The sequence below is a fragment of the Pseudomonas sp. CAN1 genome (genome assembly GCF_030462585.1).
GTDB lineage: Bacteria > Pseudomonadota > Gammaproteobacteria > Pseudomonadales > Pseudomonadaceae > Pseudomonas.
In genome coordinates this window covers 88,590-105,365 of the sequence record NZ_JASMRU010000014.1, presented here as the reverse complement: position 1 = coordinate 105,365, position 16,776 = coordinate 88,590, and the positions used below count along the sequence as shown (strand labels likewise).

Here is a 16,776-nt window from a genome sequence, read left to right as displayed (position 1 = left end):
GGTACCTTCAAGGGACTGCGTGCAGAATGGCTACTTCAATTCCAGCCGGCGACCGCTATCGCGCGCTCGGCTTGTCGACCCTGGCCTTTACCCTGTGTTTCGCCGTATGGACGCTGTTCTCCATCCTCGGCCTGCAGATCAAGGGCGAGTTCGGCCTCAGCGATACCCAGCTCGGCCTGCTGATGGCGACGCCGGTGCTGACCGGCTCGATCTCGCGCATCTTCCTCGGCCTGTGGACCGACCGCTACGGCGGCCGTTGGGTGTTCGGCCTGCTGATGCTGGTGTCGGCCGTCTGCGTCTACCTGCTGACCTTCGCCAACAGCTTCCCGATGCTGCTGGTCGCCGCGCTCGGCGTCGGCCTGGCCGGCGGCGGCTTCATCGTCGGCACCGCCTACACCGCCACCTGGTTCGAAGCCGGGCAACAGGGCACCGCGCTGGGCATCTTCGGTGCCGGTAACGTCGGCGCCGGCCTGACCAACCTCGCCGCCCCGCTGCTGATGCTCGCCCTCGGCTGGCGCGGCGCCGCGCTGGTCTACGCCATCGTGCTGGGCGTCATGGGCATCCTGTTCATCCTGCTGGCCAAGACCGACCCGCTGGCTGCCACCCGCCAGGCCAAGGCCGTTCCGCTGGCCGAGCAACTGGCTCCGCTGGCCGAGCTGCGCGTGTGGCGCTTCTCGCTCTACTACTTCTTCGTCTTCGGCGCCTTCGTCGCCCTCGCCCTGTGGCTGCCGCACTACCTGATGGAGGTCTACGGCCTGAGCCTGGCCGCCGCCGGTTTCGTCGCCGCGCTGTACACCGTGCCGGCCTCGCTGTTCCGCATCCTCGGCGGCTGGCTGTCGGACCGCTACGGCGCGCGCCGGGTGATGTACTGGACCCTGAGCCTGTCGGTGATCTGCACCTTCCTGCTCAGCTACCCACCCACCCGCTATGTGGTCACCGGCGTGCGCGGCGAGGTGGAGTTCGCCATGCACCTGGGGCTGATCGGCTTCGCCGCGATCATCATCGTGCTGGGCTTCTTCATGTCCCTGGGCAAGGCGGCGGTGTTCAAGCACATCCCCACCTACTACCCGCAGCACGTCGGCGTGGTCGGCGGCCTTGTGGGCATGATGGGCGGCCTGGGCGGCTTCCTGCTGCCGCTGACCTTCGGCATGCTCAACGACGTGGTCGGCATCTGGCAGAGCTGCTTCATGCTGCTGTTCCTGATCGCCGCCGGCGCCCTGGCCTGGATGCACTATGCGATCCGCATGGCCGAACGGGTGGAATGGGCCGAGCGCAGTTCCTCCCGCGACCTGCCGGAACTCTCCACCCCCAGCAGTTTCGTCCTGCGCGAATGGCACCCCGAAGACCCGGCGTTCTGGGAACAGACCGGCAAGCGCATCGCCACGCGCAACCTGTGGATCTCCATCCCCAACCTGCTGCTGGCCTTCGCCATCTGGATGGTCTGGTCGGTGGTGGTGGCCAAGCTGCCGCTGGCGGGCTTCGAGTACAGCGCCAACCAGCTGTTCTGGCTGGCCGCCCTGCCCGGCCTGTCCGGCGCCACCCTGCGCATCTTCTACAGCTTCATGGTGCCGATCTTCGGCGGCCGGCGCTGGACGGCGCTGTCCACCGCATCCCTGCTGCTACCGGCGCTGTGGATCGGCTTCGCCGTGCAGAACCCGAACACGCCGTACCTGGTGATGCTGATCCTTGCCCTGCTCTGCGGCCTGGGCGGCGGCAACTTCTCTTCGAGCATGGCGAACATCTCGTTCTTCTTCCCCAAACAGGCCAAGGGCGCGGCCATGGGCCTGAACGCCGGGCTGGGCAACCTGGGCGTGAGCGTCATGCAGTTCGCCGTGCCGCTGTGCATCACCATGGCAGTGTTCGGCAGCATGGGCGGCGAGCCGCAGATGACCGCCGCCGGCACGCCGCTGTGGCTGCAGAACGCCGGCTTCATCTGGGTGCCGTTCATCATCATTGCGACCATCGCCGCCTGGTTCGGCATGAACGACATCGCCAGCGCCAAGTCGTCCTTCGCCGACCAGATGGCAATCTTCAAGCGCAAGCACACCTGGCTGATGAGCGTGCTCTACACCGGCACCTTCGGCAGCTTCATCGGCTTCTCGGCCGGCTTCCCGCTGCTGGCCGGACACCTGTTCCCCGGCGTCGACGTGCTCAAGTTCGCCTTCCTCGGGCCGCTGATCGGTGCCCTGGCCCGCGCCTTCACCGGCGGCCTGGCGGATCGTTTCGGCGGCGGGCGGATCAGCCTCTGGGTGTTCGTCGCCATGGCCGTGTGCGTCGGCGGCGTGCTGTTCTTCATCGAAGGCAAGGACCAGCCGGGGGCCTTCTGGGGCTTCCTGGCGATGTTCCTGCTGCTGTTCTTCTTCTCCGGGGTGGGCAATGCCAGCACCACGCAGATGATCCCGGCGATCTTCCGCATCATGACGCCGCGCCTGTTCCCCAGCCTGCCCGCCGAGCAGCAGGGCCTGCAGAGCGAGAAGGAATCCGCCGCGGCGGTGGGCTTCATCTCGGCGGTGGCGGCCTACGGCGGCTTCTTCATCCCGAAATCGTTCGGCAGTTCGTTCGACCTCACCGGAGGCCCGGAATGGGCGCTCTACGGGTTCATCGTGTTCTACGTGCTGTGTATCGCGCTGACCTGGTTCTACTACACCCGTGGTAATGCCGAAGTTCGTTGCTAAAGAGCTGCGCTGCTAAGCGCGCACCCAGCCAAGGAGGAGAAACATGAGCTTCTTCATCGACCGCCTGCGCTACCTGGTCAAGCGTCCCCCGGAGTTTGCCGGTGGCCACGGCGAAACCCGCGATGAGAGCCGCGACTGGGAAGACGGCTATCGCCAGCGCTGGCAGTTCGACAAGATCGCCCGCTCGACCCACGGGGTGAACTGCACCGGCTCCTGCAGCTGGAAGATCTACGTGAAGAACGGCCTGGTGACCTGGGAAACCCAGCAGACCGACTACCCGCGCACCCGCCCCGACCTGCCCAACCACGAGCCGCGTGGCTGCCCGCGCGGCGCCAGCTATTCCTGGTACCTGTACAGCGCCAACCGGCTGAAATACCCCATGGTGCGCAAGGCGCTGGTGCAGCTCTGGCGCGAGGCGCTGGCGACCCACAAGGACCCGGTGCTGGCCTGGGCGAGCATCGTCGAGGACCCGCAGAAGGCGAAGCAGTACAAGTCCATCCGTGGTCGCGGCGGTTTCGTCCGCGCCGACTGGGACGAGATGCAGACCCTGGTCGCCGCCGCCAACGTCTACACCGTGAAGACCTACGGCCCCGACCGTGTCGCCGGCTTCTCGCCGATCCCGGCGATGTCGATGGTCTCCTACGCCTCGGGCACCCGTTACCTGTCGCTGATCGGCGGCGTATGCCTGAGCTTCTACGACTGGTACTGCGACCTGCCACCCGCCTCGCCCCAGGTGTGGGGCGAGCAGACCGACGTGCCCGAGTCCGCCGACTGGTACAACTCCGGCTACATCATCGCCTGGGGTTCCAACGTCCCGCAGACCCGCACCCCCGACGCGCACTTCTTCACCGAGGTGCGCTACAAGGGCACCAAAACCATCGCCATCACCCCCGACTACGCGGAAATCTCCAAGCTCTGCGACGAGTGGATGAGCGCCAAGCAGGGCACCGACTCCGCGCTGGCCATCGCCATGGGCCATGTGATCTTCAAGGAATACCACCTGGAGAAACCCAGCGCCTACTTCACCGACTACATCCGCCGCTACACCGACATGCCGATCCTGGTCGAGCTGGAACAACGCGACGACGGCAGCCTGGTGCCGGGCAAGCAACTGCGCGCCAGCGACTTCGACGGCAACCTGGAGCAGGCCAACAACCCCGAATGGAAGACCGTCGCCTGGGACGAAAGCGGCGACCGCCTGGTGGTGCCGCGCGGCGCCATCGGCTTCCGCTGGGGCGAGAGCGGCCACTGGAACCTGGAACAGGTCGACGCCGACGGCAAGGAAATCAGCCTGCGCCTGTCGCAACTCGGCCAGCATGACGAAGTGGCGCGGGTGGCCTTCCCCTACTTCGGCGGCATCGAGCGCCAGCACTTCCCCAACGTGAAAGTGCGCGACGTCATCTACCACCACGTGCCGGCCAAGCGCCTGAAACTGGCCGATGGCCGCGAGGTGCTGGCGGTCACCGTGTTCGACCTGACCGCCGCCAACTACGGCATCGACCGTGGCCTGCAAGCCACCGTCGGCGGCGCGGGCGAGGACGACGGCGCCAGCGACTACGGGCAGATGAAGCCCTACACCCCGGCCTGGCAGGAGGCGATCACCGGGGTGCCGGGGGCGCAGATGATCCGCATCGCCCGCGAGTTCGCCCATAACGCCGACAAGACCCACGGGCGTTCCATGATCATCGTCGGTGCCGGGATGAACCACTGGTACCACATGGACATGAACTACCGCGGGCTGATCAACATGCTCATCCTCTGCGGTTGCATCGGCAAGAGCGGTGGCGGCTGGTCGCACTATGTCGGCCAGGAAAAACTGCGCCCGCAGACCGGCTGGACGCCGCTGGCCTTCGCCCTCGACTGGCACCGCCCGCCGCGCCACATGAACGGCACCTCGTTCTTCTACAACCACTCCAGCCAGTGGCGCTACGAGAAGCTGGAAGTGAAGGAACTGCTCTCCCCGCTCGCTCGCCCGCAGGACTTCAGCGGCAGCCTGGTGGACTTCAACGTGCGCGCCGAACGCATGGGCTGGCTGCCCTCCGCGCCGCAGCTGGGGATCAACCCGCTGCGCCTGGCCGCCGCTGCCCAGGCTGCAGGCAAGAGCACGGTGGACTACACCGTCGAACAACTCAAAAGCGGCCAGCTGCGTTTTGCCAGCGAAGACCCGGACAACCCGCAGAACCACCCGCGCAACCTGTTCGTCTGGCGCTCCAACCTGCTCGGTTCCTCCGGCAAGGGCCACGAGTACATGCTCAAGTACCTGCTGGGCACCAAGCACGGCGTGCTCGGCAAGGACCTGGGCGAAGCGGGCAAGCAACGCTCCGAGGAAGTGGTCTGGAAGGACGACCCCATCGAAGGCAAGCTCGACCTGCTGACCACCCTGGACTTCCGCATGTCCACCACCTGCCTGTATTCGGACGTGGTGCTGCCCACCGCTACCTGGTACGAGAAGGACGACCTCAACACCTCGGACATGCACCCCTTCATCCACCCGCTCACCGCCGCCACCGACCCGGCCTGGGAAGCGCGCAGCGACTGGCAGATCTACGACGGCATCGCCCAGGCCTTCTCGCGCCTGTGCGTCGGCCACCTGGGCGAGGAAACCGATCTCGTCACCCTGCCGCTGCAGCACGACAGCCCCGGCGAACTGGCCCAGCCCGAAGTGCTCGACTGGAAGAAAGGCGAGTGCGAGGCGATCCCCGGCAAGACCATGCCGTCGCTGATCGAGGTCAAGCGCAACTACCCGGAAACCTACGAGCGCTTCAGCTCCGTCGGCCCGCTGCTGGACACCATTGGCAACGGCGGCAAGGGCATCGCCTGGAAGACCGAGACCGAGGTCGACCTGCTCGGCAAGCTCAACTACCGCAAGCTGGACGGCCCCGCCGCCGGCCGGCCGAAGATCGCCTCGGCCATCGACGCCGCCGAGATGATCCTCGCCCTGGCGCCGGAGACCAACGGCCAGGTGGCGGTGAAAGCCTGGGCGGCGCTGTCGAAGATCACCGGGCGCGATCACACGCACCTGGCCAAGCCCAAGGAAGAGGAGAAAATCCGCTTCCGCGACCTCGTCGCGCAGCCGCGCAAGATCATCTCCAGCCCCACCTGGTCGGGCCTGGAGGACGAGCACGTGAGCTACAACGCCTGCTACACCAACGTCCACGAGCTGATTCCCTGGCGTACTGTCACCGGCCGCCAGCAGTTCTACCAGGACCACCCGTGGATGCGCGCCTTCGGCGAAAGCCTGATGGTCTATCGCCCGCCCATCGACACCAAGGCCGCCGCCAGCGTTGCCGCGCCGAAGAGCAACGGCAACCCGGAGATCGCCCTGAACTGGCTGACCCCGCACCAGAAGTGGGGCATCCACTCCACCTACAGCGACAACCTGCTGATGCAGACCCTGTCGCGCGGCGGGCCGATCGTCTGGATGTCCGAGGATGACGCGCGCTCCATCGGCGTCTCCGACAACGACTGGATCGAGCTGTACAACGCCAACGGCGCCATCGCCGCCCGCGCGGTGGTGAGCCAGCGGGTGCGGCCGGGCATGGCGATGATGTACCACGCCCAGGAACGCATCCTGAACATCCCGGGCTCGGAGATGACCGGCACCCGTGGCGGCATCCACAACTCGGTCACCCGGGTCTGCCCCAAGCCGACCCACATGATCGGCGGCTACGCGCAGCTCTCCTACGGCTTCAACTACTACGGCACCGTGGGTTCCAACCGCGACGAGTTCGTCATCGTGCGCAAGATGCGCCGCATCGACTGGCTCGACGGTGAAGGCAACGACTATCAGCAGGAGGCCGTCAAATGAAGATTCGTTCCCAGGTCGGGATGGTCCTGAACCTCGACAAGTGCATCGGTTGCCACACCTGCTCGGTCACCTGCAAGAACGTCTGGACCAGCCGCGAAGGCATCGAGTACGCCTGGTACAACAACGTCGAGACCAAGCCCGGCATCGGCTACCCCAAGGAATGGGAGAACCAGAAGAAATGGAACGGCGGCTGGGTGCGCAACGCCGACGGCTCCATCAACCCGCGCATCGGCGGCAAGTGGCGGGTGCTGGCGAACATCTTCGCCAACCCGGACCTGCCGGAGATCGACGACTACTACGAGCCCTTCACCTTCGACTACCAGCACCTGCACAGCGCCAAGCAGGGCGACCACCAGCCGGTGGCACGACCGCGCTCGCTGATCTCCGGGCAGCGCATGGACAAGGTGGAATGGGGCCCGAACTGGGAAGAACTGCTGGGCACCGAGTTCGCCAAGCGGCGCAAGGACATCAACTTCGACCAGGTCCAGGCGGACATCTACGGGCAGTTCGAAAACACCTTCATGATGTACCTGCCGCGCCTGTGCGAGCACTGCCTGAACCCGGCGTGCGTGGCCTCCTGCCCCAGCGGCGCGATCTACAAGCGCGAGGAGGACGGCATCGTCCTCATCGACCAGGACAAGTGCCGCGGCTGGCGTATGTGCATCAGCGGCTGCCCGTACAAGAAGATCTACTACAACTGGAAAAGCGGTAAGTCGGAGAAGTGCATCTTCTGCTACCCACGCATCGAGACCGGCCAGCCCACCGTCTGCTCGGAGACCTGCGTCGGGCGCATCCGCTACCTCGGCGTGCTGCTCTACGACGCCGACCGCATCGAGGAAGTGGCCGCCTCCAAGGATGACCGCGACCTCTACCATCGCCAGTGCGAGATCTTCCTCGACCCGCACGACCCGGCCGTCATCGCCCAGGCACGCAAGGACGGCATCCCCGACAACGTGATCGCCGCCGCGCAAGCCTCGCCGGTCTACAAGCTGGCCATTGACTGGCAGCTGGCCCTGCCGCTGCACCCGGAATACCGCACCCTGCCGATGGTCTGGTACGTGCCGCCGCTCTCCCCCATCCAGTCCGCCGCCGAGGCCGGGCACGTGGAGTTCGATGGCGTGCTGCCCAAGGTCGAGTCGCTGCGCATCCCGGTGCGCTACCTGGCCAACATGCTCACCGCCGGCGAGGAAGAGCCGGTGGTGCTGGCGCTCAAGCGACTGATGGCGATGCGCGTGTACATGCGCGCCAAGCACGTCGACAAGGAGCTGAACACCGAAGTGCTGCAACAGGTCGGCCTGACCCAGAACCAGGTCGAGGAGATGTACCGCTACCTGGCCATCGCCAACTACGAGGATCGCTTCGTCATCCCCACCGGGCACCGCGAGCACATCCCCGAGGCCTATGCCGAACGCAGCGGCTGCGGCTTCACCTTCGGCGACGGCTGCAACGGTGGCGGCAACAGCCAGGTCAGCCTGTTCGGCGGGCGCAAGAACACCACCACGCTGGTCAAGCCGGTGGAGACCTTCGACCCGGTGGAGGACAGCCGCCATGGGTAACTACGAGCCGTATGAAGGCCCCATCGTCGGCCTGCTCAGCCTGCGCGTGCTGGCGCGCCTGCTCGACTACCCCACCGCCGAGTTGCAGGCTGCCAGCGCCGAAGCCGTGGAGATTCTCGACGCCGAGGACCGCCTGCCGCTGAAGCTGCGTGCCGAGCTGGCGCAGTGGTGCGGTGAGCTGGCCGCAGGCGACCTGCTCGATCTGGAGGAAGCCTACGTCGAGCTGTTCGACCGTGGCCGCGCCACCTCGCTGTTGCTGTTCGAGCACGTGCATGGCGAATCCCGCGACCGCGGCCAGGCCATGGTCAACCTGCTGGCCGAGTACGAGGCCGCCGGCTTCCAGCTCGACGCCCGCGAGCTGCCGGACTACCTGCCGCTGTTTCTGGAGTACCTGTCCACCCGCAGCCACGAGGAGATCGGCCAGTGGCTGGGCGACATCCAGCACATCCTCGCCCTGCTCGCCGCGCGCCTGGATGAGCGCGACACCCGCTACGCGCTGGTGCCCCACGCCCTGCTCGCCCTGATCGGCGCCACCGAGGCGGTCGAAGAGCAGCGCCCGGTGGCCGCCAGCGAAGAGCCGGACAACACGCCCCAGGCACTGGATGCGGTGTGGGAGGAAGAAGCCGTGCGCTTCCACGCCGAAACCGACAAGGACTGCAGCCTGCAATCCGCCGAAGGACGACGCCTGGCCGAGCGCAAGTACGAAGCGCTGCCCCAGGTCGTGCAGATCATGCCGTCAGAGCGCCAATGAGCTAATGCCAACGAGCGAATGAACGGAGGCCCATCATGTTCGAGCAATACCTGCACCAATTCATCTACGGCATCTACCCCTACCTCGCCGGCACGGTGTTCCTGATCGGCAGCCTGATGCGCTACGACTACGGCCAGTACACCTGGAAGACCGGCTCCAGCCAGATGCTCTCGTCAAAGAACATGCGCCTGGCGAGCAACCTCTTCCACATCGGCATCCTGGCGATCTTCGGCGGCCACCTGGTCGGCCTGCTGACGCCGCACTGGGTCTATGCGCCGTTCCTCTCGGCCGGGCACAAGCAGCTGATGGCGATCATCTTCGGCGGTATCGCCGGGGTGCTCTGCGTGATCGGCGGCGCCATGCTGCTCTGGCGGCGGCTGAGCAACCCGCGCGTGCGCGCCTCCTCCAGCGCAATGGACAACCTGATCATCGCCCTGCTCCTGCTGCAGGCGTGCCTGGGCTTGACCACCATCTTCGAATCCATGGACCACCTCGACGGCGGCATGATGCTGGCGCTGGCCAACTGGGCGCAGGCCATCGTGTTCTTCCGCGGTGGCGCCGCCGACTTCGTGGTGGAAGCGCCGCTGATCTTCAAGCTGCACATCTTCCTCGGCCTGACCATCATCCTGCTGTTCCCCTTCACCCGCCTGGTCCACGTGTGGAGCATCCCGCTGGGCTACTTCGGGCGTAACTACCAGATCGTCCGCCGTCGCGGCTAAGGAAGATGCAGATGGACATGATTGCCGTCGAAAACCTGCCCGATGCGCCGCTCGCGGTAATCCGCGTCGGCGACACCGAACTCTCCGAAGCGGACATCGCAAAGGAGACGCCCTTCCACCCTTCCGCCAGCCTCGCCGAGGCCCAGCTCAAGGCCGCGCGGGCGCTGGTGGTGCGCGAGCTGCTCGGCCAGCGCGCCGCCATGCTCGGCCTCACGGCCGGCAACGACAAGGCCGGCAGCGAAGACGAGAACGACCAGGCCGTGGCGCTGCTGCTGGAGCGCGAGCTGAACGTCCCGGAGCCGGACGAAGGCGCCTGCCAGCGCTACTTCGACACCCACCGCGAGCGCTTCTCCGAGCCCACCCGCCTGCGCGTGCGGCACATCCTGCTGCCCGCCGCACCGGAAGACGCCAAGGCCCGCGACGCCCATTACCGCCTGGGCGAAAAGCTGCTGAAGGAGTTGATCGCACACCCGGAACGCTTCACCGACCTGGCCCAGCGGCACTCCGCCTGCCCGTCGAAGGACGAAGGCGGCGAACTGGGCTGGCTGACCTCCGGGCAGACCGTCGCCGAACTGGACCAGGCCCTGCAGCGCCTGCCGGTAGGCCTGCACGACCGGCCGCTGGCGTCGCGCTACGGCTGGCACATCGTCAGCATCGACGCGCGCCAGGAGCGCAAGCCGCTGCCTTACGCCCAGGTCGCCCACAAGGTCCATCACAGCCTGCGCGAGGAATCCACCCGCCACGCCCTGCGCCAGTACCTGCTGGCGCTGGAGAAGGAGATCGGCGTGCAGGGCATCCGCCTGGACGACGACCCCATCGAGGGCTCGGGCAACCGCCGCAACGACCTCGGGATGTGACTCAGGACTGCGCCGCGCGCCCTTCGATCTCGGCCGGCGCGCGGTGCAGGCCGATGGCCCAGAGCACGCCGACGGTGAGCAGGATGATCGCCAACGCCTCCACCGGGCCGGGCAGGCGCTGCTCGTTGATGTAGGCGTAGGCGCAGGCGAACAGCGTTTCGAAGACGATCAGCTGGCCGCCCAGACTCATCGGCAGCCGGCGCGTTGCGGCGTTCCACAGGCCATTGGCGACCCACGAGCCGAAGATGGCTAGGAACAGCGAGACCCAGAGGAACACCATCCAGCGCTCCGAGGAAATGCCGGTCGGCACCGCCTGCGGCGCGATCAGCACTCCCACTCCCGCCAGCACCACGGCCATGACGCCGGTGACCACCCCGGTCAGCGTCGACCACTGGTGGCTGGTGAAGTGGCTGGCTTTCAGGTAGCGCGCATTCGCCGTGGCGTACCAGGACCAGCAGATCACCGCCGAGAAACCGCAGACGATGCCGAGGATGCGCTCGCCCGGCGTGCTGCCGGCAGCCATCAGCGCCGACGGATCGAGGTTGATGCAGAGGATGCCCAGGGCGACCAGCGCCAGCGGCATCTTCATCCGCGACAGCGGTAGCGAGTCCTGCTCCGAACGGCTGCGGTAGCTGATCGCCAGCGGCATGATGCCGTTGATCAGCGAGGCCGCCGCCACCCCGGCGAACTGCACCGCCGCCGACAGCAGCGCGAAGTACAGCAGGTTGCCGGCCAGGGACAGGCGAATCAGCATCGACAGGTCCTCGCGGCTGACCCGACGCAGCAGGCCGAGGGCCACCGGCAGGGCGATCAGCAGCGAGATGGCGCCATACAGCGCGAAACGCACGGAGCTGATCAGCAGCGGGTTGAACTCCGGCACCAGCGACGGCGCCAGGATCACCCCGCCCCAGATCGCCCCTGCCATGCCTGCGTAGACCACCCCGCGTTTCATCTGCAACAACCTCGATACTTCAGTGAATGCCCATAAAGAGCCGCCACGGTAGCGGTTGTGGTAGGTTCTGACCAAGGATAAATCCGCACCGAGACATTCCCGCCAGGAATGCCTCAGCCCTTTCACCGGAGAGCCGTCATCAGCCGTTACCTGCGCACCCTGCCGCCCCTGGAAACCCTCATCACCTTCGAGGCCGTGGGCCGCTGCGGCAGCTTCACCCAGGCCGCCACCGAGCTGTTCCTCACCCAGAGCGCGGTGAGCAAGCAGATGCGCGCGCTGGAAGACAGCCTCAAGGTGCCGCTGTTCGAGCGCAAACCACGCGGCGTCACTCTCACCGCCGCCGGCACGGAGCTGCTGAGCACCGTCGACATGCTGCTCGATCGCCTGCAACACAGCGTGCGGCGCATCCGCAACGTGCATCAGAGCAACGCCGTGTCGGTGCTGGCGACCCATGCGCTGGCGCAGTTCTGGCTGTTCCCCCGGCTGATCGAGTTCAACAAGGCGCACCCCGGCATCGCCGTGCACGTACACGCGATCAACGAGATCGACGAAGCCAGCCTGGTGGATTTCGACCTGGGCATCCTCTACGGCGCCGGCGACTGGACCACACTGAACAGCCGCTTCGTGCTGCCCGAAGTGGTCTATCCGGTGGCCCGACCGGACTTCGATGCCTCGCGCATCACCACCCTCGACCAGCTCGCCGCCGCGCCGCTGGTGCAGCTGGATACCTCAGCCTGGAGCTGCCTGGACTGGCACGACTGGTTCGGCCACTTCGGCAAGGACTACCAGCCGGCGGAGGGCGACCCGGTGTTCAACCAGCTCACCCTCGCCTACCGCGCCGTGCAGCAGGGCATGGGCATCGGCCTGGCCTGGGGCTTCATGGCCGACGAAGCGGTGGCCAACGGCGAGATGCAACGGGTGACGGAGCTGGCCATGGTCACCGAGCGCGGCGAGTACCTGGTGTCCCTGCGCCACCGCCAGCTGTCACCGGCAGCTCAGCTGTTCCATGACTGGCTGCTGGCGTCACTGGGGCTGGACGAAACGCCCGCGTAGCTGCTCGATCACCTGTTCGATCGAAGGCCCCTGCACCGCCGGCGGCAGCGGCGCTTCACCGAATTCGCGCCAGATGAACAGGGTCAGTTCGGCGCCATCGGTCTGGGTGGCGGCATCGTCGATGTGGGCGAACTGAGTTAGCGAGCGATAGCGCTCATCGGCCCAGAACGCATCCTCGACCCAGGTGTAAACCGGAATGAAATGGAAGTGGATCGGCAAGCCCGGCGCATGGCCGAAACGGCCGATGTATAGCCACTTGGGTTGCAGTGTGTCTTCGAGGATGCGCTGCACCTTCGCCAACAGCCCGCCCATCTCTGCCAGCGCGGCTTCCGGCAGGTCAGCCAGCGACTCCACCGGCCGCTTCGAGCCGAGCATCAGGTAGCCGGGCAAGGCAGACGCCAGATGGTGATTGAGCAGCCAGTGCTCGGTCTGGTGGATGACGTGGGTGGCAGGAATCTGCATCGACTGGCGTCCAGCGCAAAACGGGACGCCAGCCTAGCAGAGGTCAGTATCAGGCGAGCGCAACCCAGCCTCGGAAGGCGAAGCCGACGTAGAAGGCCTCGATGCGGCTGAAGCCGGCTTCCCAGAGCAGCGCTTCGTCCTGCTCGGGCGTGAGGATGTTCAGGTGCGCATCCACGGCGTTGCGTGCCCGCTGGGCGTTGCCGGGCTCCATCCCCGCGCTGACGGCGAACTCGGCATAGCGCGACAGCCAGCGCGCCCGCTCACCGGCGCCTTGCGGGACGCAGAGGTGAGCCATGACGAAGGCCGCATCCGGCTTGAGCCGGGCATGGATTTCGCGCAGCACGCGCAGGCGTTCCGCCTCGGGCAAAAAGTGCAGGGTCAGCAGGCAGGCGCCGCCGTCGAACGGGCCTGGCGGAGCGTCTTCGATGTAGCCCTGCAGCAGGTCCGCGCGCTGGGCGTTGGGGCCGAGCATCTGCGCTGCCACCGCGAGCATTTCGGCAGACGGATCGACACCGGTGAAGCGCCAGCCCGGCTGGGCTTCGGCGAAGGCGCGCAGCTCCATGCCGCCACCCGCGCCGAGCACCAGCAGGTGGCCGTCCGCCGGCGCCTGTTCGGCCAGCAGGATGGCCGCCATGCGGTGCAGGTCGAACAGGCCGGGAACGAAGCGCGGCGGGTTTTCCGCGTAACGCGCGGCGGCGTCGGGATCGTGGAACGGGGCCATCAGTTCGGAGTGGTTCATGCGGAGTCCTTTTGCCTATCACTCGCTGGCGAACAGCTTCTTCAGTTCCCGCTCACTGACGGCCTTGGCCATGGCGGTGAGGAACACCTTGAACAGCAGGCCGCAGAACATCGCCGTCAGCGCGATGGTGAAGAAGGTCGCCACCAGCCAGTCGACCGGCGCCCAGCCGCTGGCGATCACCACCGGACGGTAGACCAGGGTGCCGGCAATCACCACCCAGTGGCTGAAGCAGTAGAAGCACTGGAACAGATGGCCGACCTGCGGGTGGATTTTCCTGGCCAGCGCCCGCAGCGGGGCGAACAGTTCGGTCTGGGTAACGGTCATCGATAGCGCGGAGGCAGCGATGGCCAGGGCAAGGCAGGTCCACAGCGCGCCGGCCAGCGGCGAGTTCAAGAGATCGATCATGGGGGGTTCCTGGTGGGCAGTGACTGAGACTTCGAATCTTTCGTTACTTTTAAAGTAACTTGATTGGACGCACAGGGTCAACGCCAGTCATCGACCGCAATGCTGGTCCATTTAGGGACAAGAGCCCCTCACCCTAACCCTCTCCCTCAGGGAGAGGGGACCGTTCGGTGCAGGATGAAGCCACGGCATCAGCCGGTACAGACGGCTCCCTCTCCCTGAGGGAGAGGGCTGGGGTGAGGGGGAAAAACCGGCACGAACTTCTCGGGAAAGGCCGACATATCGTTCAATGAAAACGTCTCAGATCCACCAGGAGCCGCGTCGTTTATCGACAAATCGTAATCAGCGGTCTTTCGGATAGAGCGCGGTGAAGCGTTCGGCGAGATCAGCCAGGGACACGGCGCCCAGGCGCTCCAGGAGGATGGCGGTGGCCTGCTCCATGGCGTCCTGCAGGGCGGCGTTGACCACCTTTTCCACCAGGCAGTCCGGGTTGTCGTTATCGAAGCCCATGGCGAACAGGCGCTCGCTGCCCACGGCGCGGTAGACGTCCAGCAGCGTCACCTGGGCCAGGTCGCAGTCCAGCGTCCAGCCGCCGCCATGACCCTTCTCCGAGCGCACGTAACCGGCCTCGCGCAGGCCGCCCATGGTCCGCCGCACCACGGCCGGGTTGGTGCCGAGCATCTGGGCGATGCGTTCGGAGGTCACGGGCTGGTCATCGCGGGCCATGTGCAGCAGCACGTGGAGCATGCGCGAGAGGCGGCTGTCGGTTCGCACGGCGGGGTCTCGAAGGGGAAGGCGCCTGCATCATCGCACCCCGCCGCGGCGCGGTTCAAACCCGTCTGCCACTGGCATTGCCAGCGGAATGGGCGACAATGGCGGTCACGCGCCCTCTTCCGCCGCCCCGCGAGCCCTGACCATGAACGACCTTTCCATCCAGCTGGTGCAGGCCGGCCCCGAGCACCAGGACCTGATCCGCAACCTCTACCAGTACTACGCCTACGAGTCGTCGGACTGGGAAGACGAGGACGTCGAGGTCGACGGCCGCTTCTACATCCACGAGGAGCACCTGGCGCGCTACTGGAGCGAGCCGGAGTGGAGCGCCAACCTGATCCTTGCCGACGGCTTCATCGCCGGCTTCCTGCTGGTGGAAGGCAGCGAGTTGCCGGGCATCGACGCGCTGGAGCTGTCGGACCTGTTCGTGCTGAAGAAGTACCGGCGCATGGGCATCGGCCGCGCGCTGGCCAACCAGGTGCTGCTGGGCAATCCCGGCCCGTGGCTGGTGCGTTTCTATGCCCAGGACGAAGTGGCGGCAGCCTTCTGGAAAGCCGTGTTCGCCGACCTGCCGCGCCCGGTGCAGAGCATCGAGCCGGGGGACGATCCGCAGCTGGTGAGCTACCTGATCAGCCCGGCCACACACTGAAAGCGCTGTACGCCAGGATCAGTCTTCTGTCATTTCCGATCATTGAGCGAGTTGCCGGCGCGGCCGTATCGTCCTGAGTGAACAACAAGAACTCCCAGGAGGTAATCCCGTGACCGCACTGAACCTGCATCCCCAGGCCGCCGCTTCGCTGGCCAGCTGGCACCAGATGGTGGCCGCCAAGAACCTGTCCAGCCTGCCGTCGCTGCTGGCACCCAACGCGGTGTTCCGCTCGCCCATGGCGCACTCGCCCTACCCCGGCGCGCCGGTGGTCTCGACCATCCTCAACACCGTGTTGCAGGTGTTCGAGAACTTCACCTACCACCGCGAACTGGCCACCGGCGACGGCCTCAACGTAGTGCTGGAATTCAGCGCCACGGTGAACGGCAAGGACCTCAAGGGCATCGACATGATCCGCTTCGACGAGAGCGGCAAGATCGTCGAGTTCGAGGTGATGGTCCGCCCGCTCAGCGGCCTGCAGGCCCTGGGCGAGGAAATGGGCCGCCGCCTGGCGCCCTACCTGGCTGCAGCCAAGGCGCAGACCGCCAAGAGCTGATTGCCCGCCTCGGGGATTTCTGCTGGGATGGGCCATCACCCGTTCAAGGAAATCCCCATGGCCTCCTTCGAGGAACTCTTCTCCATCGGCGAGGGCTTCGACGCCTTCGTCAACCACGGCCTGCCCGACGAGATCGCCGGCGTGCGCAAGGTCCAGCAGCTGCTGGCCAAGCCCGGCACGATCAGCGCCGATACCCTGCGCCGCATCCAGGCCATCGAGGGCCGCTACCACCTGCTGATCGCCGGCGAGATGTGGTGCCCGGACTGCCAGATCAACGTCACCGTGATGGACCACCTGCAACGCCTGCAACCGCGGGTGGAGCTGGCGGTGATCAGCAAGGGCCGCGCCGAGGACGACCTGCGTGAGCGCATGGCGCTGGAGCGCATCCTGATCCCGGTGGTGCTGGTGCTCGATGGCGATTTCCAGCCGGTGGGGCGCTTCATCGAACGGCCGCTGGAGGTGGTGGCTGGCGGTGATGCGCTGAAGCCCGCGTACCGTGCGGGCGAGTACCTGGAAAGCACGCTGACGGACCTGCTGGAGCTGTTCGAGAAGGCGGAAGGTCGGGGCTGAGCGCGCCGGCCTTCCAAAGACCCGCACAACATTTCCGGATAGCGTAGGAGCGGACTTTGTCCGCGATGAGGTCCGCTGTGAAGCGAAGCCGATCGCGGACGGAGTCCGCTCCTACGCCAAGGTGGGCCGCACTGCGTCGAACACGCAATGCGGCTGTAGGAGCGAGCTTGCTCGCGAACCGCCCCACACCGGAGCCGCCTGCAGATTGTTCGCGAGCAAGCTCGCTCCTGCGAAAAGCAAAGAAAAAGCCCCGCGATGC

The 16,776-nt window shown here is 66.4% G+C and carries 15 protein-coding genes and 1 pseudogene; 11 read left to right on the top strand and 5 right to left on the bottom strand.

Translation table 11 applies throughout. The features are described from left to right. Positions 1–26: 26 nt before the first annotated feature. The 7 genes and pseudogenes from QO207_RS31535 to QO207_RS18755 all read left to right on the top strand — a co-directional run. Positions 27–908, top strand: a pseudogene (locus QO207_RS31535) (nitrate/nitrite transporter); the annotation flags it as partial. Positions 909–1,289: 381 nt separating this feature from the next. Beyond that, a complete protein-coding gene (locus tag QO207_RS31530) occupies positions 1,290–2,675 on the top strand; it encodes a NarK family nitrate/nitrite MFS transporter (protein ID WP_367620478.1) in 1,386 nt (461 codons plus the stop codon). Positions 2,676–2,718: 43 nt separating this feature from the next. Further along, entirely contained in the window at positions 2,719–6,483 is a 3,765-nt protein-coding gene (locus QO207_RS18775; protein WP_301533829.1) for a nitrate reductase subunit alpha, read from the top strand. Next, on the top strand, positions 6,480–8,039 hold the full coding sequence (gene narH / locus QO207_RS18770; RefSeq protein WP_301533828.1) for a nitrate reductase subunit beta: 1,560 nt from the start codon (positions 6,480–6,482) through the stop codon (positions 8,037–8,039). The genes QO207_RS18775 and narH overlap by 4 nt, the downstream gene beginning before the upstream one ends. Further along, a complete protein-coding gene (gene narJ, locus QO207_RS18765; protein ID WP_301533827.1) occupies positions 8,032–8,790 on the top strand; it encodes a nitrate reductase molybdenum cofactor assembly chaperone in 759 nt (252 codons plus the stop codon). The genes narH and narJ overlap by 8 nt, the downstream gene beginning before the upstream one ends. A gap of 35 nt (positions 8,791–8,825) precedes the next feature. Further along, entirely contained in the window at positions 8,826–9,509 is a 684-nt protein-coding gene (narI, locus tag QO207_RS18760) for a respiratory nitrate reductase subunit gamma (RefSeq protein WP_301533826.1), read from the top strand. Between the two features lie 11 nt (positions 9,510–9,520). Beyond that, positions 9,521–10,366 (top strand): peptidylprolyl isomerase, encoded by an 846-nt coding sequence (locus tag QO207_RS18755; RefSeq protein ID WP_301533825.1) that lies wholly within the window; start codon positions 9,521–9,523, stop codon positions 10,364–10,366. Position 10,367: 1 nt separating this feature from the next. Here QO207_RS18755 and QO207_RS18750 read toward each other — a convergent pair whose 3' ends face one another. Further along, complete coding sequence (locus tag QO207_RS18750) at positions 10,368–11,318, bottom strand: DMT family transporter (RefSeq protein ID WP_301533824.1); 951 nt, start codon at positions 11,316–11,318, stop codon at positions 10,368–10,370. Between the two features lie 108 nt (positions 11,319–11,426). Between QO207_RS18750 and QO207_RS18745 the strand changes: the two genes are divergently transcribed. Next, on the top strand, positions 11,427–12,371 hold the full coding sequence (locus QO207_RS18745) for a LysR substrate-binding domain-containing protein (protein ID WP_301533823.1): 945 nt from the start codon (positions 11,427–11,429) through the stop codon (positions 12,369–12,371). On the opposite strand, the gene QO207_RS18740 is transcribed toward QO207_RS18745, so the two are convergent. The 4 genes from QO207_RS18740 to QO207_RS18725 form a co-directional block, all read right to left on the bottom strand. After that, on the bottom strand, positions 12,342–12,833 hold the full coding sequence (locus QO207_RS18740) for an HIT family protein (RefSeq protein WP_301533822.1): 492 nt from the start codon (positions 12,831–12,833) through the stop codon (positions 12,342–12,344). The genes QO207_RS18745 and QO207_RS18740 overlap by 30 nt on opposite strands. A gap of 49 nt (positions 12,834–12,882) precedes the next feature. Beyond that, positions 12,883–13,572, bottom strand: coding sequence for a bifunctional 2-polyprenyl-6-hydroxyphenol methylase/3-demethylubiquinol 3-O-methyltransferase UbiG (locus tag QO207_RS18735; RefSeq protein ID WP_301533821.1), 690 nt, complete (start codon positions 13,570–13,572; stop codon positions 12,883–12,885). Between the two features lie 18 nt (positions 13,573–13,590). Beyond that, positions 13,591–13,977 carry a DUF1360 domain-containing protein gene (locus QO207_RS18730; RefSeq protein WP_301533820.1) on the bottom strand — a complete coding sequence of 129 codons (387 nt, stop codon included), beginning with the start codon at positions 13,975–13,977 and terminating at the stop codon, positions 13,591–13,593. Positions 13,978–14,316: 339 nt separating this feature from the next. Further along, positions 14,317–14,748 (bottom strand): Rrf2 family transcriptional regulator, encoded by a 432-nt coding sequence (locus tag QO207_RS18725; protein ID WP_301533819.1) that lies wholly within the window; start codon positions 14,746–14,748, stop codon positions 14,317–14,319. A gap of 142 nt (positions 14,749–14,890) precedes the next feature. Here QO207_RS18725 and QO207_RS18720 point away from each other — a divergent pair, with 142 nt between their 5' ends. From QO207_RS18720 to QO207_RS18710, 3 genes are all read left to right on the top strand, one after another. Then, entirely contained in the window at positions 14,891–15,394 is a 504-nt protein-coding gene (locus QO207_RS18720; RefSeq protein WP_301533818.1) for a GNAT family N-acetyltransferase, read from the top strand. A gap of 109 nt (positions 15,395–15,503) precedes the next feature. Next, positions 15,504–15,947 carry a nuclear transport factor 2 family protein gene (locus tag QO207_RS18715; RefSeq protein ID WP_301533817.1) on the top strand — a complete coding sequence of 148 codons (444 nt, stop codon included), beginning with the start codon at positions 15,504–15,506 and terminating at the stop codon, positions 15,945–15,947. Positions 15,948–16,004: 57 nt separating this feature from the next. Continuing rightward, positions 16,005–16,517: a thioredoxin family protein gene (locus tag QO207_RS18710; protein WP_301533816.1), complete on the top strand. Its 513-nt coding sequence runs from the start codon at positions 16,005–16,007 to the stop codon at positions 16,515–16,517. Positions 16,518–16,776: the final 259 nt, after the last annotated feature.

Bases quoted from the DNA above. Each gene is read 5' to 3' on its own strand.
- QO207_RS18730 (WP_301533820.1), bottom strand. From the start codon at position 13,977: ATGATCGATCTCTTGAACTCGCCGCTGGCCGGCGCGCTGTGGACCTGC.
- QO207_RS18735 (WP_301533821.1), bottom strand. From the start codon at position 13,572: ATGAACCACTCCGAACTGATGGCCCCGTTCCACGATCCCGACGCCGCC.
- QO207_RS18775 (WP_301533829.1), top strand. From the start codon at position 2,719: ATGAGCTTCTTCATCGACCGCCTGCGCTACCTGGTCAAGCGTCCCCCG.
- narJ (WP_301533827.1), top strand. From the start codon at position 8,032: ATGGGTAACTACGAGCCGTATGAAGGCCCCATCGTCGGCCTGCTCAGC.
- QO207_RS18710 (WP_301533816.1), top strand. From the start codon at position 16,005: ATGGCCTCCTTCGAGGAACTCTTCTCCATCGGCGAGGGCTTCGACGCC.
- QO207_RS18755 (WP_301533825.1), top strand. From the start codon at position 9,521: ATGGACATGATTGCCGTCGAAAACCTGCCCGATGCGCCGCTCGCGGTA.
- QO207_RS18745 (WP_301533823.1), top strand. From the start codon at position 11,427: ATGCCTCAGCCCTTTCACCGGAGAGCCGTCATCAGCCGTTACCTGCGC.
- narI (WP_301533826.1), top strand. From the start codon at position 8,826: ATGTTCGAGCAATACCTGCACCAATTCATCTACGGCATCTACCCCTAC.
- QO207_RS18740 (WP_301533822.1), bottom strand. From the start codon at position 12,833: ATGCAGATTCCTGCCACCCACGTCATCCACCAGACCGAGCACTGGCTG.
- QO207_RS18750 (WP_301533824.1), bottom strand. From the start codon at position 11,318: ATGAAACGCGGGGTGGTCTACGCAGGCATGGCAGGGGCGATCTGGGGC.
- QO207_RS18720 (WP_301533818.1), top strand. From the start codon at position 14,891: ATGAACGACCTTTCCATCCAGCTGGTGCAGGCCGGCCCCGAGCACCAG.
- narH (WP_301533828.1), top strand. From the start codon at position 6,480: ATGAAGATTCGTTCCCAGGTCGGGATGGTCCTGAACCTCGACAAGTGC.